Raw genomic sequence first — 18932 nt, 5'->3', positions numbered from 1 at the left:
TTAAACGTGTATTATTAATGCATCTTTATTGGTGAGGAACAGGCTATGGCAGGCAAACGCATCGACCGTGAAAAACGGACCATCCGCAGCATGATTGCGCTTTATCAGCGACGCTGCCCGCAGGCGCAGGACGATGCAGAGCACTACCAGGCGCTGAATACCTATGCCGATAAACGGCTGGATAAATGCGTGTTTGGCGAGGAAAAACCAGCCTGCAAGCAGTGCCCGGTGCACTGCTATCAGCCCGCCAAACGCGAAGAAATGAAGCAGATTATGCGCTGGGCTGGCCCGCGTATGCTGTGGCGTCACCCGATCCTGACCATCCGTCATCTGATTGACGACCGTCGCCCGGTGCCGGAGCTACCGGAAAAATATCGCCCGAAAAAATAGCTACATCGTGCGGCAGTGACGGCGGTACTCTGACGGCGAACGCGCCGTGTGCTTGCGGAAGATTCGGCAGAAGTAGTTGCTGTCTTCAAAGCCGCAGTGATGGGCTATCTCTTTGATTTTCATCTCATACCCACGCAGTAATTTCTTCGCCAGCTCAAGCCGCACGGCGGTCAGATACTCATTGAATCCCACCGAGCCGGACTTCTGAAACAGATGCGACAGGTAGTTCGGCGTAATATGGAACTTCTTCGCCACCGTCTCCCGGCTGAGCGCCTCAGCGGCGTGCTCGTCGATATACTCCTGAACGGCGAGAAACAGCTCTTTGCTCTTGCTCACCGTATCCGCCAGATGGGTAAGCTGATCGATACAGTGGCTCAGCAGCCCGCTTAGCACGATCTGCGCCGTGGGCATCACCGGGCGAATAGCCAGTTCGTTCATCGCCAGCAGCAGATACGATCCTACCCGCGGGCCCAGCCGCGCCACGTGCTGCTTACGAATTTCCACGAATTTTTTGCCGTCGTACCGCTGCAGGCTGAAGCCGAGCTTCTGTTTGCTGAACAGAATGCTCAGCGTGGTGGCCGGGCCTTGCCACTGCGGGGCATTCCAGCGTCCACCGGGCAGATAGAGCGCCTGCAGCGGGCCCAGCGGCGCGCTCAGGCAACCGTCGGCAAGCTCGCCTTCCAGCACGATCTCCAGACGGGGAAACGACACGCTCATCGCCAGCTCCGGCGTGGGCTGCGAGGTTTGCGGAAACCGCACGACAAGGTCGCTTTGCCGGGCAAGCAGCTGCTCCAGCACGGGGACGAGGGATTGTTCTGACATGCTCATGTCCTGGTTATTATTCTGGATTTTGAATCTCATCACACTTTATTTTGCTGTACACAAAAATCCAGTGTTGTGTAGCTATCTCATACAGAATGCCAGCCGCTCGTGCAGTAACTTTTCATACATGTTGTGAAATGGTTAACAAAAGAGAGGGCGGTATGGACAAGCAAGCGGCATTCTGGCTGGAGGCGCTGGGCGCGAGTGGCGAACTGTCAGCGACAATGAAACATGAACTGGATACTCAGGGCTACACCATCGTCCACGGCGTGGCGGATGCCGACTGGCTGGCGGCGATGCGCGAGCGCATTGACTATCTGGTGGAGAAAGAAGGGGAGAACCTGGCGGTGGAGCACCATCAGGAAGAGACGGCGACGCGCGTGGCGAACCTCGTCAACAAGGGCGTGGTGTGGGAGAAGGTGTGGTCGCATCCGCTGATTTTGTCGGCCTGCCGCTATATCTTTGAGGGCGAGTTTAAAATTTCCAGCCTCAACGCCCGCGAGGCGCTGTACAACGGCGGCCATCAGCCGCTACACGCTGACTGGAAAAAGCCGCGTCCGGATTTCCCGAAGGTTCACCTGGTCAACACCATCTGGGCGATTGACGATCTCTACGCCGCCAACGGCGCGCCGCGGATTATTCCGGCAACCCATCTGCGCCCGGAACTGCCGGAAGAGGTGCTGGAGGATGTGGGATTACCGCACCCGGATGAGGTGATTTTTGAGGCGCCGGCAGGCAGCGTGATGATCTACAACGCCCACGCCTGGCACGGCGGCACCACCAACCGCGAAGGCTCGCGCCGCCGGGTACTTCACGGGTTGTATATCGACCGTGCGGATACCGCGCAGCAGGATCAGCGCCGCTGGTTAACGCCGGAAACGGCGAGCCGGTTGACCCCGGCGCAGAAGTGGCTGTTGGATGTGGAATGAGAGTTTAACGCATTGGCACGGACGGCCCCCTCTCCCTTTCTAAGGGAGAGGGCTGGGGTGAGGGTTTATCACCGTGCTGGCCTGTTCCCCTCACCCTAACCCTCTCCCCAAAGGGGCGAGGGGACTTGTACGGTGCGGTCTGGTATCGTTAACCCCCCATCACCACCCGATATCCCGCTTGTTCCACCATCGCCTGAATCGGCGCAATCTCCTCGGGCTCCGGCGCTTTTATCCCCGCCATTGCCCACTCGCGATCCAGCAGGGAATACTTCGGCTCGCCGTACTGATGGAAAGGCAGCAGATGTATTTCCTCAATAGGCAGCGGCGCCAGAAACGCCAGAATCCGCGCGACGTTCTCGGGGTTAAGGGTATAACCGGGGATCAGCGGCAGCCGTGGAATCACCTTGATGCCCTCCGTTACCAGCAGGCGAAAGTTCTCCAGCACCCGCGGCTGGTTCATGCTGAGCACCTGACGAGCCTGCGCGCAGTCCATGATTTTCAGATCAAACAGCACCTCATCACACGCCTGCGCCAGCGGCAGCAGGCGGCGAGGGGAGGTATCGCCCGCGGTTTCAATGGCGGTGCGAATGCCCCACTGCTTGAGACGCTGTAAAAAGCGGGTGGCGAACTCGGCCTGCATCAGCACTTCGCCGCCGGAAAGCGTTACGCCGCCGCCCGACGCGCGGAAGAACACGTCGTCTTTGAGCACTTCCCGTTCGAGCGATTCCAGCGTCACGTCACGGCCAATATGTTCCCACGCCCCGGACGGACACTCCTCGGCATCCTGCAAACAGGTGGCGCAGTGCAGGCACTTGCTCTCCCGGCGGACGGTCTCGATTTTCGGCGACATCGACTCCGGGTTGGCGCACCACGGGCAGGTATGCGGGCAGCCTTTAAAGAACACCACCGTGCGGATGCCCTGACCGTCGTTAAGCGAATAGCGCTGGATATTGAAAATGCGCGCCGTGTCGGCGCGCGCCTCAATCACCTCACAGCTGATGCGCGGTGCGGCGGATAATGTCATCCTGAATCTCCTTCGACAGTTCGACAAAGAAGGCGCTGTAGCCCGCTACGCGCACCACCAGCCCGGCAAAATCCTGCGGGCGCTGCTGGGCTTCGCGCAGGGTTTCGGCGTTCACCACGTTGAACTGAATATGCTGGAGCTTGAGTTTGGTAAAGGCGTGCAGGAAATCCGCCAGCTTGTTGAGACCGCTTTCCCCCTCCAGCGTCGCCGGGGTGAACTTGACGTTCAGCAGCGTGCCGTTAGAGAGCAGATAGTTATCGAGCTTGCTCACTGACTTCAGCACCGCCGTTGGCCCCTGACCGTCCTGGCCGACCATCGGCGACAGCCCGCCGTCCGCCAGCTGTTCACCGGCAAAACGTCCGTCCGGCGTCGCGCCAACTACCGACCCCAGCGGCACGTGGGCAGAGACGGTATAGGAGCCCGGCGTAAACTGGCCGCCGCGCGGGTTACGGTATTTCTCCACCTCTTTGCAGTAAAAACGCAGCAGATCGGCGCTGATATTATCAACATCGTCAATGTCGTTACCGTATTTTTCAAAGCGGTTAATCAGCCGTGCGCGAACCTTCTCGCCCTCCGGCGTGGCGAAGTTGGCCTTCAGCACCGCCAGCAGTTCGTCGAAGCTCATGCGCTGCTGGTCGAACACCATCCCTTTCAGCGCATGCAGCGAATCGCTCAGGTTGGCGATACCGATACCCTGTACCCCGGAGAAATTGTAGCGTGCGCCGCCGTCGGTAATGTCTTTGCCGTTGGCGATACAGTCTTCAACAAACGAGGAGAGCAGCGGTACCGGCGCCCAATCGCGATGGCCGATATCGCAGATATTGCTGCCTTCCACCATCAGCTTGATGTAGTGGCGAATCTTGTCGCGAATGCTCGTCAGCAGGCCGTCGTAGGTGAGTTGCGCATTGCCTTCGTGCTCAAGCATGACGATTTCCATCACCTTCAACAGGTTGAACATGGCGATATCGTGCAACCCGTAGGTGCGCCCTGGAATCGACAGTTCGACGCAGCCGACCACCGCGTAGTCGCGCGCATCTTCCAGCGACACGCCGCGGTTGAGGAATGCGGGCACCACCACTTCATCGTTGAAGATCTGCGGAATACCGGTGCCGAGGCGCACGGTTTCGGCAGTTTTGCGCAGGAACGGGCGGTCAATCAGTTCGTTGACCCGCACGCCGAGGTTCGGCTGCGGCAGGCGCACGTTCTGGTAGGCATCCAGACAGGTAAAGGAGAGGATGTTCACCGCGCTGCGGCCGTTCTCGGTCAGGCCGCCGAGCAGGGCGGTGTAGCCGGTCGGGAAGCCCGCGAAGTAGCGGGCGCTGCTGGTGGAACGCAGCAGCACGATATCGTTGCACTTCACCCACAAGGACTCGAGCAATTCCTGCATAAACGCCGGGTCTTCGCCGTGGTTCAGCGACGCCTGCCAGAACGGCAGCATGTACTGGTCAAAGCGGCCGAGCGAAATGGAACTGGCGTTCGACTCATACTGCAAAATGATGTTCATGTACCAGAACAGCTGGCTGGCCTGCCAGAAGTTTTCCGGCTTCTGCGCGGCGTTATGGCGCGAGATGCTAGCGATGGTTTCCAGCTCCTGACGACGCTGCGGGTCATTGCAGCCGCTTGCCATCTCGTCGGCCAGCGCGGCGTAGCGCAGGATGTGGCGCTGGGAGGCTTCCAGCAGAATCAGCACCGCCTGATAAAAGACGTTATCAGGTTGCTCGCGCAGATGGGCGTGCATCTCATTAACCAGCGCGTCCAGGCCGTTATTCAGCAGTCGCGGGTAGTCGATAATGATATGGCCCTGGCCTTTGTCGGTCTGGTTGACGCTGAAAATCTGCGTGCTGACGGCGGCTTTTACTTCGTCGGTCATCTGGGCGTTGATGAAATCCTTCATCGAGCGCTTTTCCCAGTACGGGAACAGTTCGTCGCGGTACAGGCGCTTATCGTCATCGCTAATGTTGAAGCGGTCCTGCGGGCGAGTCGGGAACTGGTCCAGCTCTTTTAACAGCCAGTACGGGTCCATCTCCGGCGACATAATCCCGGCGCGCGGTTTGATGGTGCGGTTGCCGGCAATCAGCTCATCTTCACGAATGCTGATGGCGACGTTATCGAGAATATGGGCGGTGGCTTTGGCGCGGCGAATGAGCACCGGCTCGCCGTCGGTCTGACGATGGCTTTCGGTGTAGAGGACGGCGCGTTCAAGGGAGATTTCGCGCGGGTTGGCGAAGAGGGCGTCTTTCAGGCGCTGAATACGATTAGTCATTTTGCGGGCTCCTCGGAGGATTAACCTGACGTTTGTTATGGGATCTACGTTAGGCAAATGCGGGGCGGGGAGACAGAAGAGAATGAGGTGATTTACTGGATTATTGTGATCAAAAGGGAAAAATGAGATCTCAATTTTGTCTGGGTGCAATACCCGGCGTCGCGTTGCTCGGCCGGGCTACGAAACGAATGTAGCCCGGCCGAGCGCAGCGACGCCGGGGGAGTTTTACGGCAGCGAAGCAATCCAGTTCATTGCCAGATCCGTCCATGCGGCGGCAGGCAGGCCTTTGGCACCGCGAATACCAAATCCATGCTTCCCTTCGGCGAACAGATGCAGCTCGGTCGGCACGTTGTGCGCGCGCAGGGCGTTGAACATCACCAGCGAGTTATCGACCGGTACCGACGGGTCATCCACTGCGTGCATCAGGAAGGTTGGTGGTGTTTGCGCGGTGACGTTCCGCTCGGGAGAGTAGTGCTTAATCTGCTCGGCCGTTGGCGTGTCGCCAATCAGCGCCGTGCGCGAGCCGGGGTGAGCTATGGTTTTATCCATCGAGATAACCGGGTAGCCGAGCACCACGAAGTCGGGGCGCGCGCTCTGTTTATCGACGGCATCAAGTGGGGAATAAACCGCCTCGTCGTAGCGCGTCTCCAGGCTTGCGGCCACGTGCCCACCCGCCGAGAAGCCCATCACGCCAATTTTTTGCGGATCAATATGCCACTTCGTGGCGTTAGCGCGTAACGTGCGCAGCGCCCGCTGGGCGTCAGCTAATGGCGCATTGGCCCCTTCGGCATGACCATCGGCGGGCATACGGTAGGTCATCACGAACAGGGTGTAGCCTTTGGCGTTAAACGGTGCGGCTAAATCGCTGCCTTCTTTATCCAGCACCACCCGCTGATAAGAGCCACCGGGGGTGACCAGTAGCGCGACGCCGTTCGGATGCGCAGGGGCGTAGACGGTGATTTCCGGGGCGCGGATGCCGGTAACGGCACGGTCCGGTAGGCTTGGGTCTTTGCTGCGTTCAACCAGCGCGTAGCTCACCGGGCTGTTTTTAGCGCCGGGCGCTTCGCCACCAGGCCAGATGGAAAAAACGGGCAGGGCGGCAACAGCCGTCTGTACGGAAAATGCCAGGGCAAGAGCGGCGGACAGAGGTAAGCGAATCATAGACGTCTCCACGGGGAAAACGCTTATTTATCATCCATGACATCGTGAGAACGGGAATGAATTCACAAAACGATGTTTCATAAATAGAGAAACGAGAAGGTGTGAGGTGGGTGCTATTCCCGGCGTCGCGTTGCTCGGCCGGGCTACGAACCGAATGTAGCCCGGCCGAGCAACGCGACGCCGGGGACAACTTACGCGCGGGTGGCGATCAGAATCGCGGACGCTTTGATCAGCGCAATCGCGCGGCTGCCTTTCGCCAGCTTCATCTCGCTCTGGCTTTCGTTGGTGACCACGGCAACAATCTCAAAGCCAGCATCGGTTTTGATATGTACGGTAGCGTTCACCGCGCCTTCGGTCACCTGAGTGACTTCACCGGCAAACTGGTTGCGGGCGGAGAACTTCAGACCGCAGTCTTCGGTTGCCAGCGTGACCCACGGGGCTTTAATCAGCGCAATGGCTTCCTTACCATTGACCAGGCCCAGCGCTTCTTTACTGCTGTGAGTGACGATAGCTACCAGCTTTGCGCCGCCCGGCAGGGTCAGTTCGATTTCGTTGTTGACCGCGCCGGTTGAGACTGCGCTGATGGTGCCTGTTAATTGGTTACGTGCTGAAACTGCCATACGATACTGCCTCCATTCACTCGTTATTGAATCAGAGGTCAGTATAGCCACAGTTTTTACATTAACGTATCTTTATCAATGCCCAGGCGTTTCATTCTTGAGAGCAATGTGGTGCGCTTAAGCCCCAGACGCTGCGCTGCGCCTTTCGCCCCGGCCACTACGCCGTTGGTCTCTCTCAGCACCCGAACAATCAGCTGATATTCGTCCTCTCCCTCTTTCGGTGCTTCCGCCATCGGCATCGGCTCCGGCTCTTCGTGGGCAAAGGTCAGCTCCGGCAGAGAAAGCTGCAGCACGCTGCCGCGGGTCAGCAGCACCGCACGCTCAATCACGTTCTCCAGCTCGCGCACGTTACCCGGCCACTCCATCTGGCTCAGGGTACGTAGCGTTTCCGCCGGAATGCTGTCGATGTTGCGCCCCAGACGGCGGGCGATTTTAAAGGTGAAGGCTTTGACCAGCAGCGGAATATCTTCCGGGCGCTCGCGCAGCGGCGGCAGGTGGATCGGGAAGACATTCAGGCGATAGTAAAGATCGCTACGGAATTCGCGATCCAGCACCATCTGCTTGAGATCGCGGTTAGTGGCGGCGATCAGGCGTACGTCGGTCTGGATCAGCTTATTGCTGCCGAGGCGTTCGAACTCCTGCTCCTGCAACACGCGCAGCAGCTTCGGCTGCAGCTCTAGCGGCATATCGCCCACTTCATCGAGGAACATGGAGCTTTTATCCGCCAGTTCAAAGCGGCCAATGCGCTGGGCGCTGGCACCGGTAAATGCGCCGCGCTCGTGGCCGAAGAGGTCGCTTTCCAGCAGGCCAGCCGGCATTGCCGCGCAGTTCATCTTCACCATCCGGCGGCTGTTACGGCCGCTCAGATTGTGGATGGCGCGGGCAATCAGCTCTTTACCGGTGCCGGTTTCGCCGAGGATCAGCACGGTGCTGTCGCTTGGCGCCACCATCTCAACCTGCTTGAGCACGTTGAACATCGCTTCGCTGCGGCCGATTATCTCGCCAAACTCGCCGTCAACGTTGTTCAGCTGTTCGGTCAGCGCGAGATTCTCGTCCACCAGACGCTCTTTCAGACGGTGTATTTCCTGATAGGCGAGGGCGTTATCGACGGCAATGGAGACGCGCTCGGCAATTTGCTTGAGCAGCTTCAGGTTGGCGGCGCAGAACACTTTTTCGTCGCACTGGGCAAGCTTAAGCACGCCGAGCATCTTGTCGCCCGACATCAGCGGCAGCAGGCACAGCGTCTGAATTTTATCGTCCCACATTTCAAACAGCTGGCGCTCGTACGGGGCCAGTTTGTCCTGTTCGTGGAGATTGAGCTTGAGCATCTCCTGGCTCTTAAACACGCGTTCGGTCAGCGTGCCGGATTCGTTCACTTCGCTCTGATCGTGCACCGGATCGTTGACGTCAATATAGTGCGTCGAGTAGATGTTCAGCTTGCCTTTGCGGTTGCCGCGCAGCACCACGCTGATGGCGTCGATATTGAAGTAGTAGTGGATCTCTTTGGCTACCGCGCCGACCAGATCGTCCATGTCGAGGCGCGACAGCACGGCGTTGGTGATCGCCACCAGAATACGGAAATTATCGCGCTCGCGGCACAGCAGATCGTAATCGACGTTGTTAGTCACCCGGCTTTGGATCTGTTCGGTGACGACGGCAACAATCTGGGTAAAGGTGTGCAGGCGCTGGTACTCTTTTTCGCTCCACGGCTGGTCGTTCTGGCGGATAAACTCGCAGCCGCCGAAGATGCGTCCCTCCGCCGCCAGCGGCAGCAGGCAGTAGTGGCCGAACGGCGAGTAAAGCCCGCTGTGGGCCAGCTGCGGCCAGGCTTCGTGAAATTCACTGTAGCTGCAGTGCAGGGCGTCGGGGCGTGACAGCAGTCGTCTGACCGGGCCGTTTGCCAACACGCTATCGTCTTCATAGGCGATGGGTTTACCCGCTTCATGCGTGGCGTGGTAGCCCGCGCGGTGGTTTCCCGGCTGCAGCAGGATGATCGCCGCGCTGTCCGCTAGCGCAGATTGTTTTGCCAGCTGCGCCAGCGTTTCGCTGAGTGCGGCCAGATCGGGTTGTTGGAGAAGAGTCCGGGTGATATCAAACAGCCCTTGCTGGCCGAGATCGCCCATCGGTGTATACGACATGTAGCTTGCCCATAAATGCACCGCGGTGGGTGCGATCGCCAAAAGCCTATCCCGTCACCATACTGACGGGGATAAGCTCTAATAATAATAATAAATTTCAGACCTTGAGCGGCCTGTTAACAGATTCGTGGCAGCGGTTCGGCGTGAGGAAGATCCAGCGTGCGTTTCACGCCGTACAGCCCGGCAACGCGAACCCCGCGGCGTTCCGTGACTTCGCCAATGATAGCGGCATCACGCCCCAGCGGATGGGCGCGCAGTGCGGCGAGCACCTCATCGGCTGCTTCGCGGGTCACGCCGATCACCAGTTTACCTTCATTTGCGAAGTTAAGCGCGTCAAGCCCTAATAATTCGCACACGCCGCGCACCGCGTCTTTCAGCGGAATATGTTGTTCATGAATTTCAACACCGTGGCCGCTGGTGGCGGCAAACTCATGGGCCACCGCGTTGACGCCGCCGCGAGTGGCATCACGCAACGCTTTCACCCCGGCAATCGGGCGCAGGCTCTGGATAAGCGGCGTCAGCACCGCGCAGTCGCTTTGCAGTTCGCCGTCAAGACCGAGCTGTTCGCGTAGGTTGAGGATGGTCGCGCCGTGGTCGCCGAGCGTGCCGCTGACCATCAGCAGATCCCCCGGGGTGAGCGTTGCCGCGCCCCAGTGAATATCGGACGGGATAGCGCCCATTCCGGCGGTATTGATAAATAGCTTATCCGCCGCGCCACGACCCACGACCTTGGTGTCGCCGGTGACGATGGCGATATCCGCTGCTTTGGCCGTCTCCGCCATGCTGTTGACTACCGCCTCCAGCGTCTCCATCGGCAGCCCTTCTTCAATAATAAAGCCGCAGGAGAGGTAGCGTGGCACCGCGCCGCTTACCGCCACATCGTTGGCGGTGCCGCAAATCGCCAGCTTGCCGATATTGCCGCCGGGGAAGAACAGCGGGTCAATCACGTAGCTGTCGGTGGAGAAGGCGAGGCGATCGCCGTGGGCGGTCAGCGAGGCCAGCGACAGACGCGCCTGATCTTCCTGCTCTGCCAGCCAGGGGTTGGCAAAGGCTTTCATAAACAGGCTGTCGATCAGCTGCTGCATCGCCAGACCGCCGCTCCCGTGCGCTAACTGAATACTTTTCATGCTTCTGCCTCCTGACTACGATATTGATACCAGGCGGCGCAGGCGCCTTCTGAAGACACCATCAGCGCGCCAAACGCGCTCTGCGGGTTGCAGGTGGCGCCAAACAGCGGGCACTGATGCGGTTTGCAGCGGCCGGTCAGCACGTCGCCGCAGCGGGCGCGCGGATCGTCACAGACGCGCTGTGGCTGCGGTTTGAAGTGCGCTTCCGCGTCGAATGCTTGATAGTCTGGCGTCAGTTGTACACCGGAGTCGTTGATTAGCCCCAGGCCGCGCCATTCGCTGTCGCCCTTGACCGCAAACACCTCGGCAATGGCGTTTTGCGCAAGCAGGTTGCCATCGTCCGGCACCACGCGGCGGTACTGGTTTTCGACGCAAGGCGAGGCGGCAATTTTCTGCTCCACCAGCATGTTCACGCCCTGCAGCAGGTCAACCGGCTCAAAACCTGCCACCACCAGCGGACGCTGATAGTCGCTGGCGATAAAGCCGTAGGCGTGGGTGCCAATGACCATGCTGACGTGGCCCGGCGCCAGAAACGCATCGATACCGTTGTCCGGCTGGTCGAGCAGACTGCGCAGCGTGGGAATAAGCGTAATGTGCTGACAGAAAAAGAAGAAGTTACTGACCTTCTGCGCCTTCGCCTGCTGCAGGGTAATCGCGGTGGTCGGCATGGTGGTTTCAAAGCCTAAGCCGAAGAACACCACTTTACGATCCGGATTCTGCTGCGCCAGCTTCAGGGCATCCATCGGCGAATAGACAATGCGGATATCCGCCCCGCGCGATTTCGCCTGCATCAGCGAGCCGTTTTTCCCCGGCACGCGCATGGCGTCGCCGAAGGTGCAGAAAATCACCTCTTTATGGCTGGCGATTTCAATACAGGTGTCGATGCGCCCCATCGGTAGTACGCACACCGGGCAGCCCGGCCCGTGGATAAATTCGATGTTCTCCGGCAGCAGCTGGTCGAGACCGAATTTGAAAATCGCGTGCGTGTGGCCGCCGCACACTTCCATGATGCGCAGTGGGCGTTCAGCTGTATAGGCCAGATGCTGCGCCCGGCTTTTCAGGTGGGCAATCAGCTGCATCACCTGCTCGGGCGCGCGGTACTCATCAACAAAACGCATTACCGTTCCTCGCCAAAAAGCAGCGCGCCAACGTCCGGCTCGACTTCAAACATATTTTCCAGCGCCGCGAGGGTATCGCGCGCCTCTTCTTCGTTGATGATGCTCATGGCAAAACCCACGTGCACCAGCACCCACTGGCCGATGCGCGACTGACCGTTTTCGTCCACCGCGCCGACCAGCGTCAGGTCGACGTCGCGCTTAATCCCACAAACATCCACCTTCGCCTGTACGCCATCAATGGCAGAAATTTGTCCCGGAATGCCTATGCACATCGCTGCGTCTCCAGCCAGTTCAGCCAGCTATCCATGCCTTCGCCGCTGGTGGCGGAGAGCAGGATGATTTCAATATTCGGGTTCACTTCGCGCGCGCAGGCAAGGCACTTCTCAACGTCGAAGTTGAGGTACGGCAGCAGGTCAACTTTGTTGAGCAGCATGACCGACGCGGCGGCAAACATATGCGGGTACTTCAGCGGCTTGTCTTCACCTTCGGTGACCGACAGCACGGCAACTTTGTGGCGTTCGCCCAGATCAAAGCTCGCCGGGCAGACCAGGTTGCCGACGTTCTCAATAAACAGGATCCCGTTGCTCTCAAGCGGCAGGCGCGGGGCGGCGTCGGCAATCATCTGCGCATCAAGGTGGCAGCCCTTACCGGTGTTGACCTGAATCGCCGGGGTGCCGGTGGCGCGGATACGCGCGGCGTCGTTCACCGTCTGCTGGTCGCCTTCGATAACGGCGCAGGAGACGCGGTCTTTCAGACGCATCAGGGTTTCGGTGAGCAGGGTAGTTTTACCGGAGCCAGGGCTGGAGACCAGATTCAGCACCAGCTGTTCGCGGGCGGCAAAGCGTGCGCGGTTGCGGGCGGCAATCTGGTTGTTTTTATCCAGCACATCTATTTCGACTTCCAGCATCCGGCGCTGGCTCATGCCCGGCGCGTGAGTGCCCGCTTCGCCGTGGCCGTAGTGCAGGTCGCCGTTATCCGCGGCCTGCGGTTCAAATTCTCGGGTTCTGACGCCGGTAATGGAGATTGCCGGACGGCCTGCCGGGGCGAAAGGCGCGCTGCGGAACAGCGAGTGCGGGTTACGTTCATCGCCCTCTATATAGAGGTTGCCATCGGCACAACCACAGGTGGTACACATACTTTACTCCTGATCAATTTCAATTCGCTGAATCTGTAAACCGTCGTCGGCGACGATGCGCAGGTTGTCGCTATGGCATTGCGGACAACGGCGCACGTGAACTGACACGAGCTGAACATACTGCTGGCAGGATTCACACCAGCATTCCGCCTCCTGTTCTTCGACGTGCAGTGTACAGCCTTCAGCCAGCGTGCCGCGGCACACCAGATCAAAACAAAAGGTCATTGCGCTCGTCTCTACACAAGAAAAAGCGCCGACCTTCATCCAGACGCCGGTGACGCGTTTCGCGCCGTTTTGTATCGCCTGTTGTTCGACAATTTCCAGCGCTCGCTGGCAGAGCGTGATTTCGTGCATAACGCCTCCTGGTACATCACTCGCAGGAGTAATGCAATAACGATGCCAGAGATGAAATATGGGGCGTAAAGACTGTCGATGACGATGTCGCACTGACGAAATGACATGTCACTCCGGTAGTGTCATTTCACTAAAATTAAATTAAATCAGTATGTTAAAAACATGGCATGAAAAGTGCTTAGGAGGCTTGTTTCTATTAACCGGGTAACCGACATGACTATTTGGGAAATTAGCGAGAAGGCCGACTATATCGCCGATCGTCACCGCCGCCATCAGGATCAATGGCGTGTCTACTGCAACTCTCTGGTTCAAGGGATTACGTTGTCCAAAGCGCGTCTGCATCACGCCATGAACTGCGCCCCAGAGAAAGAGCTGAGCTTCGTGCTGTTCGAACACTTCGTGGTTTCCGTGAGCCTGGCCAGCGGCTTTAACAGCCACACCGTTGAGTACGTTGTTGAAACCCGCGACGGCCTGAATAAACAGTGCGTGGGCAGCGCCGAGATGAGCATGAACGGCTTTATTGACGGCACCGTCAATATCCGCGACCGCGAGCAGGTGCTGGAGCATTACCTGGAAAAAATTTCGCCGGTATACGACACCCTGTATGCGGCGCTTGAAAGCGACAGCCCGGTGAGTTTCAGCCAGCTGGCACAAGAGCCTCAACGGGCTTCTCACGCTTGATTATCGGTGTGTCGACGGGTGTCGAAATGACACTTGCTCTGCATGATTTCGTCAAAAATGACTGTCACCTGAGGAAGACCTGGTGAATCGTTTTGTAATTGCTGACTCTACCGTTTGTATCGGTTGCCGTACCTGTGAAGCGGCCTGTGCGGAAACGCATCGCCACCACGGCCTGCAATCTATGCCGCGGCTTAGAGTAATGCTTAATGAAAAAGAATCCGCGCCACAGATGTGTCACCACTGTGAAGACGCGCCGTGCGCCGGGGTTTGCCCGGTAAATGCGATTACCCGCGTCGATGGCGCCGTACAGCTGAACGAAAGCCTGTGCGTGAGCTGCAAACTGTGCGGCATTGCCTGCCCGTTTGGGGCGATTGAATTTTCCGGTAGCCGTCCGCTGGATATCCCGGCCAACGCTAACTCGCCGAAAGCGCTGCCTGCGCCGCCGGCTCCGGCTCGCGTCAGTACGCTGCTGGACTGGGTGCCTGGTATCCGTGCTATCGCGGTGAAATGCGACCTGTGCCACTTCGACGAAGAAGGCCCGGCCTGCGTGCGTACCTGCCCGACCAAAGCGCTGCATCTGGTGAACAACATGGACATCGCCCGCGTCAGCAAACGCAAACGTGAGCTGACCTTCCATACCGACTTAGGCGATTTGACGCTGTTCCAGGCGCAACAAGGAGAGGCGAAATGAGCGTCATGACGTTGATTAATAGCGCAGTGGCCTGGTTTGCCGCCGCCGCCGTGCTGTCCTTTGTGCTGTCGTTTAATAAATCCCTGAGCGGTTTTGTTGCCGGTATCGGCGGCGCGCTGGGCAGCCTGTGCGCGGGCCTGGCGGGCGTTCAGGTGCTGGTTCACGGTTACCCGGTGATGGGCAGCCTGTCGCTGGTGCACTACAGCGTGCTGGTCTCCCCGCTGAACGCGGTATGGCTGATTGCGCTCGGCCTGTGCGGCCTGTTTGTCAGCCTCTACAACATTGACTGGCATCGTCATCCGAACGTCAAAAGCAACGGCCTGCTGATTAACATCCTGCTGGCGGCTGCCGTCTTCGCGATCGTGGCGAGCAGCTTCGGTTCGCTGGTGGTGATGGCGGAAATCATGGCGCTGTGCGGCGCGTTCCTCACCGGCTGCGCCTCCTCCGGCAAGCTGTGGTTTGCGCTGGGCCGTCTGGGCACTATTCTGCTGGCGATTGCCTGCCTGCTGCTGTGGCAGCGCTACGGCACGCTGGATCTGGTGCTGCTGAACGAACGTGCGCAGATGCTGCCAATCGGTTCTGACATCTGGGTACTTTGCGTGATGGGCTTCGGCCTGCTGGCAGGGATTATCCCGCTGCACGGTTGGGTGCCGCAGGCGCACGCCAACGCGAGCGCACCGGCCGCCGCGCTGTTCTCTACCGTGGTGATGAAAGTGGGTCTGCTCGGCATTCTCACCGTGTCGCTGCTGGGTGACGTTCAGCCGCTGTGGTGGGGCATTGCGCTGCTGGTGCTGGGCATGATCACCGCGTTTGTCGGCGGTCTGTACGCGCTGATGGAACATAATATTCAGCGTCTGTTGGCGTACCACACGCTGGAAAACATCGGCATCATCCTGCTCGGTTTAGGCGTCGGCGTGACCGGCCTGGCACTGCAGGAGCCGGTGATGGTGGCGCTGGGTCTGACCGGTGGTCTGTACCATCTGCTTAACCATAGCCTGTTCAAAACCACGCTGTTCCTCGGCGCGGGCTCGGTTTGGTTCCGTACCGGCCACCGCGACATCGAGAAGCTGGGCGGTATCGGTAAACGTATGCCGATGATCTCCCTGGCGATGCTGGTCGGCCTGATGGCGATGGCTGCGCTGCCGCCGCTGAACGGCTTTGCTGGCGAATGGGTTATCTACCAGTCCTTCTTCAAGCTGAGCACCAGCGGAGCGTTTATTGGTCGTCTGCTGGGGCCGTTGCTGGCCGTTGGCCTGGCGATCACCGGCGCACTGGCGGTGATGTGTATGGCGAAAGTCTACGGCGTTACCTTCCTTGGCGCACCGCGCACTAAAGAGGCGGAAAACGCCTGCTGCGCACCGCTGCTGATGGCGATCAGCACCGTGGTGATGGCGCTGCTGTGCATCGTTGGCGGCGTTGCCGCGCCGTGGCTGCTGCCAATGCTGAGCGCCGCCGTGCCGCTGCCGATGGCTACCGCGCACACCGTGGTCTCCCAGCCGATGATTACCCTGCTGCTGATTGCCTGTCCGCTGCTGCCGTTCATCATTCTGGCGCTGCTCAAAGGCAACCGCCTGCCAAGCCGTTCTCGCGGCGCGGCGTGGGTCTGTGGTTACGACCACGAACAATCCATGGTGATCACCGCGCACGGTTTTGCGATGCCGGTGAAACAGGCCTTTGCCCCGGTACTGAAACTGCGCAAATGGCTTAACCCGGTCTCTCTGGTTCCGGGCTGGCAGAACGCGGCGGCGCCGCTGCTGCTGCAACGCCTGGCGCTGGTTGAACTGGCGGTGCTGGTCGTGATTGTCATCTCTCGAGGAGCCTGAACATGACGTTCCTATTTGCTGTACTGCAGGCGCTGGTGCTGTTTGCCGTCGCGCCGCTGCTGTCTGGTATCACCCGCGTGCTGCGCGCACGGTTGCATAACCGTCGCGGGCCGGGCGTGATGCAGGAGTATCGCGACATCATCAAACTGCTGGGCCGTCAGAGCATTGGCCCGGACGCTTCCGGCTGGGTGTTCCGCCTGACGCCGTTTGTGATGGTTGGCGTGATGCTGACGATTGCGACCGCGCTGCCGGTGGTGACCGTCGCATCCCCGCTGCCGGGTCTGGGCGACTTGATTACCCTTATCTACCTGTTTGCCGTCGCGCGTTTCTTCTTCGCCATTGCCGGTCTCGACACCGGTAGCCCGTTCACCGCCATCGGCGCAAGCCGTGAAGCGATGCTCGGCGTGCTGGTGGAGCCGATTCTGCTGCTGGGTCTGTGGGTCGCTGCGCTGGTCGCAGGCTCTACCCATATCAGTAACATCACTGCCACGGTTTACCACTGGCCGGTCAGCCGCAGCCTTCCGCTGGCGCTGGCCTTCTGCGCCTGCGCCTTCGCCACCTTTATCGAAATGGGCAAACTGCCGTTCGACTTAGCGGAAGCGGAGCAGGAGCTGCAGGAAGGCCCACTGTCTGAATACAGTGGCAGCGGCTTCGGCGTGCTGAAGTGGGGCATCAGCCTGAAACAGCTGGTGGTGCTGCAGATGTTCGTTGGCGTCTTCATCCCGTGGGGACAGATGACCAGCTTTAGCGTTGGTGGTCTGGTGGTTGCCGTGATTGCCGCCATCGTCAAGCTGGTGGTTGGCGTGCTGATTATCGCGCTGTTCGAAAACAGCATGGCGCGTCTGCGTCTGGATATTACCGGTCGTATCACCTGGACCGGGTTCGGTTTAGCCTTTTTAGCCTTCGTCTCCTTGCTGGTGGCGTGATAAGAGAGTTTTGAGCATGTCTGAAGAAAAAGTGGGTCAACACTACCTCGCTGCGCTGCACCAGTCCTTCCCGGGCGTGGTGCTGGACGAAGCCTGGCAGACCAAAGACCAGTTAACGATTACCGTGAAGGTGAACTACCTGCCGGAAGTCGTCGAGTTTCTTTACTACCAGCAGGGCGGCTGGCTGTCGGTGCTGTTCGGCAACGACGAACGTAAACTGAACGGACACTATGCGGTCTACTACGTGCTGTCGATGGAAAAAGGCACCAAGTGCTGGATTACCGTGCGCGTCGAAGTCGATCCGAACACCCTCGAATACCCGTCCGTCACGCCACGCGTTCCGGCGGCAGTCTGGGGCGAGCGCGAAGTGCGCGACATGTACGGCCTGCGCCCGGTGGGCCTGCCTGACGAACGTCGTCTGGTGCTGCCGGATGATTGGCCAGACGAGCTGTACCCGCTGCGTAAAGACAGCATGGACTACCGTCAGCGCCCGGCACCGACCACCGATGCCGAAACCTACGAGTTCATCAACGAGCTGGGCAGCAAGAAAAACAACGTGGTGCCCATTGGCCCGCTGCACGTGACCTCCGATGAACCGGGCCACTTCCGCCTGTTCGTTGACGGCGAGAACATTATCGACGCCGATTACCGTCTGTTCTATGTCCACCGTGGCATGGAAAAACTGGCGGAAACCCGCATGGGTTACAACGAAGTCACCTTCTTGTCTGACCGCGTGTGCGGCATCTGCGGCTTTGCCCACAGCACCGCCTACACCACCTCCGTCGAAAATGCGATGGGCATCGTGGTGCCGGAACGTGCGCAGATGATCCGCGCCATTCTGCTGGAAGTTGAGCGTCTGCACTCGCACCTGCTGAACCTCGGCCTGGCGTGCCACTTCACCGGCTTTGACTCCGGCTTTATGCAGTTCTTCCGCGTTCGTGAAGCCTCCATGAAAATGGCGGAAATCCTCACCGGCGCGCGTAAAACCTACGGTCTGAACCTGATTGGCGGCATCCGTCGTGACTTCCTGAAAGACGACATGATCCAGACCCGTCAGCTGGCGCAGCAGATGCGTCGCGACGTGCAGGATCTGGTGGATATTCTGCTGAGCACCCCGAACATGGAACAGCGCACCGTCGGTATCGGCCGCCTGGATCCGGAAATCGCCCGTGACTTCAGTAACGTTGGCCCGATGGTTCGCGCCAGCGGCCATGCCCGTGATACTCGTGCCGATCACCCGTTCGTGGGCTACGGTCTGCTGCCGATGGAAGTGCACAGCGAGCAGGGTTGTGACGTTATCTCCCGTCTGAAAGTGCGTATCAACGAAGTGTTCACCGCGCTGAACATGATTGATTACGGCCTCGATAACCTGCCAGGCGGCCCGCTGGCGGTGGAAGGGTTCACCTACATTCCTAACCGTTTCGCGCTGGGCTTCTCAGAAGCGCCTCGTGGCGATGATATTCACTGGAGCATGACCGGCGACAACCAGAAGCTGTACCGCTGGCGCTGCCGCGCGGCGACCTACGCCAACTGGCCAACCCTGCGCTACATGCTGCGCGGCAACACCGTTTCCGATGCGCCGCTGATTATCGGTAGCCTCGATCCTTGCTACTCCTGTACCGACCGTATGACCGTGGTTGACGTGCGTAAGAAGAAGAGCAAGGTCGTGCCGTACAAAGAGCTTGAGCGCTACAGCATCGAGCGTAAGAACTCGCCGCTGAAATAAGGAA

At 59.3% G+C, this 18932-nt stretch carries 18 protein-coding genes; 7 read left to right on the top strand and 11 right to left on the bottom strand.

Features of this window, described 5'->3' with window-relative positions:
• Nucleotides 1-45 precede the first annotated feature (45 nt).
• Nucleotides 46-390, top strand: coding sequence for a nitrous oxide-stimulated promoter family protein (locus tag AB2B48_RS13040; protein ID WP_333012760.1), 345 nt, complete (start codon nt 46-48; stop codon nt 388-390).
• Here the strand turns inward: AB2B48_RS13040 and AB2B48_RS13035 are convergent, their stop codons facing one another.
• Nucleotides 391-1212, bottom strand: a complete 822-nt coding sequence (locus tag AB2B48_RS13035; RefSeq protein WP_368299344.1) for a helix-turn-helix transcriptional regulator — start codon at nt 1210-1212, stop codon at nt 391-393.
• Between the two features lie 161 nt (nt 1213-1373).
• Between AB2B48_RS13035 and AB2B48_RS13030 the strand changes: the two genes are divergently transcribed.
• Nucleotides 1374-2141, top strand: coding sequence for a phytanoyl-CoA dioxygenase family protein (locus AB2B48_RS13030; protein WP_185668035.1), 768 nt, complete (start codon nt 1374-1376; stop codon nt 2139-2141).
• A gap of 148 nt (nt 2142-2289) precedes the next feature.
• Here AB2B48_RS13030 and AB2B48_RS13025 read toward each other — a convergent pair whose 3' ends face one another.
• The 10 genes from AB2B48_RS13025 to hypA form a co-directional block, all read right to left on the bottom strand.
• Nucleotides 2290-3165 (bottom strand): [formate-C-acetyltransferase]-activating enzyme, encoded by an 876-nt coding sequence (locus AB2B48_RS13025; protein ID WP_368299343.1) that lies wholly within the window; start codon nt 3163-3165, stop codon nt 2290-2292.
• Nucleotides 3131-5428 (bottom strand): formate C-acetyltransferase, encoded by a 2298-nt coding sequence (locus tag AB2B48_RS13020; protein WP_220439922.1) that lies wholly within the window; start codon nt 5426-5428, stop codon nt 3131-3133. Before AB2B48_RS13020 ends, AB2B48_RS13025 begins: the two co-directional genes overlap by 35 nt.
• Nucleotides 5429-5653: 225 nt before the next feature.
• Nucleotides 5654-6589 carry an alpha/beta hydrolase gene (locus tag AB2B48_RS13015; RefSeq protein WP_368299342.1) on the bottom strand — a complete coding sequence of 312 codons (936 nt, stop codon included), beginning with the start codon at nt 6587-6589 and terminating at the stop codon, nt 5654-5656.
• Between the two features lie 191 nt (nt 6590-6780).
• Complete coding sequence (locus tag AB2B48_RS13010) at nt 6781-7209, bottom strand: TOBE domain-containing protein (protein ID WP_368299341.1); 429 nt, start codon at nt 7207-7209, stop codon at nt 6781-6783.
• Between the two features lie 56 nt (nt 7210-7265).
• Entirely contained in the window at nt 7266-9347 is a 2082-nt protein-coding gene (gene flhA, locus AB2B48_RS13005) for a formate hydrogenlyase transcriptional activator FlhA (RefSeq protein ID WP_368299340.1), read from the bottom strand.
• A gap of 116 nt (nt 9348-9463) precedes the next feature.
• Entirely contained in the window at nt 9464-10474 is a 1011-nt protein-coding gene (gene hypE / locus AB2B48_RS13000) for a hydrogenase expression/formation protein HypE (RefSeq protein WP_185668041.1), read from the bottom strand.
• Complete coding sequence (gene hypD / locus AB2B48_RS12995; protein WP_333012765.1) at nt 10471-11592, bottom strand: hydrogenase formation protein HypD; 1122 nt, start codon at nt 11590-11592, stop codon at nt 10471-10473. The genes hypE and hypD overlap by 4 nt, the downstream gene beginning before the upstream one ends.
• Nucleotides 11592-11864, bottom strand: a complete 273-nt coding sequence (locus AB2B48_RS12990; RefSeq protein ID WP_035892574.1) for a HypC/HybG/HupF family hydrogenase formation chaperone — start codon at nt 11862-11864, stop codon at nt 11592-11594. The genes hypD and AB2B48_RS12990 overlap by 1 nt, the downstream gene beginning before the upstream one ends.
• The gene (gene hypB / locus AB2B48_RS12985; RefSeq protein WP_185668043.1) at nt 11855-12727 is read right to left on the bottom strand and encodes a hydrogenase nickel incorporation protein HypB; all 873 of its coding nucleotides are present in this window, start codon (nt 12725-12727) and stop codon (nt 11855-11857) included. Before hypB ends, AB2B48_RS12990 begins: the two co-directional genes overlap by 10 nt.
• 3 nt (nt 12728-12730) lie before the next feature.
• Nucleotides 12731-13081, bottom strand: coding sequence for a hydrogenase maturation nickel metallochaperone HypA (gene hypA / locus AB2B48_RS12980; protein WP_185668044.1), 351 nt, complete (start codon nt 13079-13081; stop codon nt 12731-12733).
• 213 nt (nt 13082-13294) lie between these two features.
• On the opposite strand from hypA, the gene hycA reads away from it, so the two are divergent.
• From hycA to hycE, 5 genes are all read left to right on the top strand, one after another.
• Nucleotides 13295-13762 carry a formate hydrogenlyase regulator HycA gene (gene hycA / locus AB2B48_RS12975; protein ID WP_185668045.1) on the top strand — a complete coding sequence of 156 codons (468 nt, stop codon included), beginning with the start codon at nt 13295-13297 and terminating at the stop codon, nt 13760-13762.
• An 82-nt stretch (nt 13763-13844) separates the two neighbouring features.
• Nucleotides 13845-14453 (top strand): 4Fe-4S dicluster domain-containing protein, encoded by a 609-nt coding sequence (locus tag AB2B48_RS12970; protein ID WP_185668046.1) that lies wholly within the window; start codon nt 13845-13847, stop codon nt 14451-14453.
• The gene (gene hycC / locus AB2B48_RS12965) at nt 14450-16276 is read left to right on the top strand and encodes a formate hydrogenlyase subunit 3 (protein WP_220439919.1); all 1827 of its coding nucleotides are present in this window, start codon (nt 14450-14452) and stop codon (nt 16274-16276) included. The genes AB2B48_RS12970 and hycC overlap by 4 nt, the downstream gene beginning before the upstream one ends.
• Nucleotides 16277-16278: 2 nt before the next feature.
• The gene (locus AB2B48_RS12960) at nt 16279-17202 is read left to right on the top strand and encodes a respiratory chain complex I subunit 1 family protein (protein ID WP_368299338.1); all 924 of its coding nucleotides are present in this window, start codon (nt 16279-16281) and stop codon (nt 17200-17202) included.
• A gap of 16 nt (nt 17203-17218) precedes the next feature.
• Entirely contained in the window at nt 17219-18928 is a 1710-nt protein-coding gene (hycE, locus tag AB2B48_RS12955) for a formate hydrogenlyase subunit HycE (protein WP_185668049.1), read from the top strand.
• Nucleotides 18929-18932: the final 4 nt, after the last annotated feature.

This window comes from Kluyvera sichuanensis (genome assembly GCF_040930405.1).
GTDB lineage: Bacteria > Pseudomonadota > Gammaproteobacteria > Enterobacterales > Enterobacteriaceae > Kluyvera > Kluyvera sichuanensis.
Note: the sequence above shows the minus strand (reverse complement) of the source record. Positions and strands in the feature narration are given on the sequence as shown.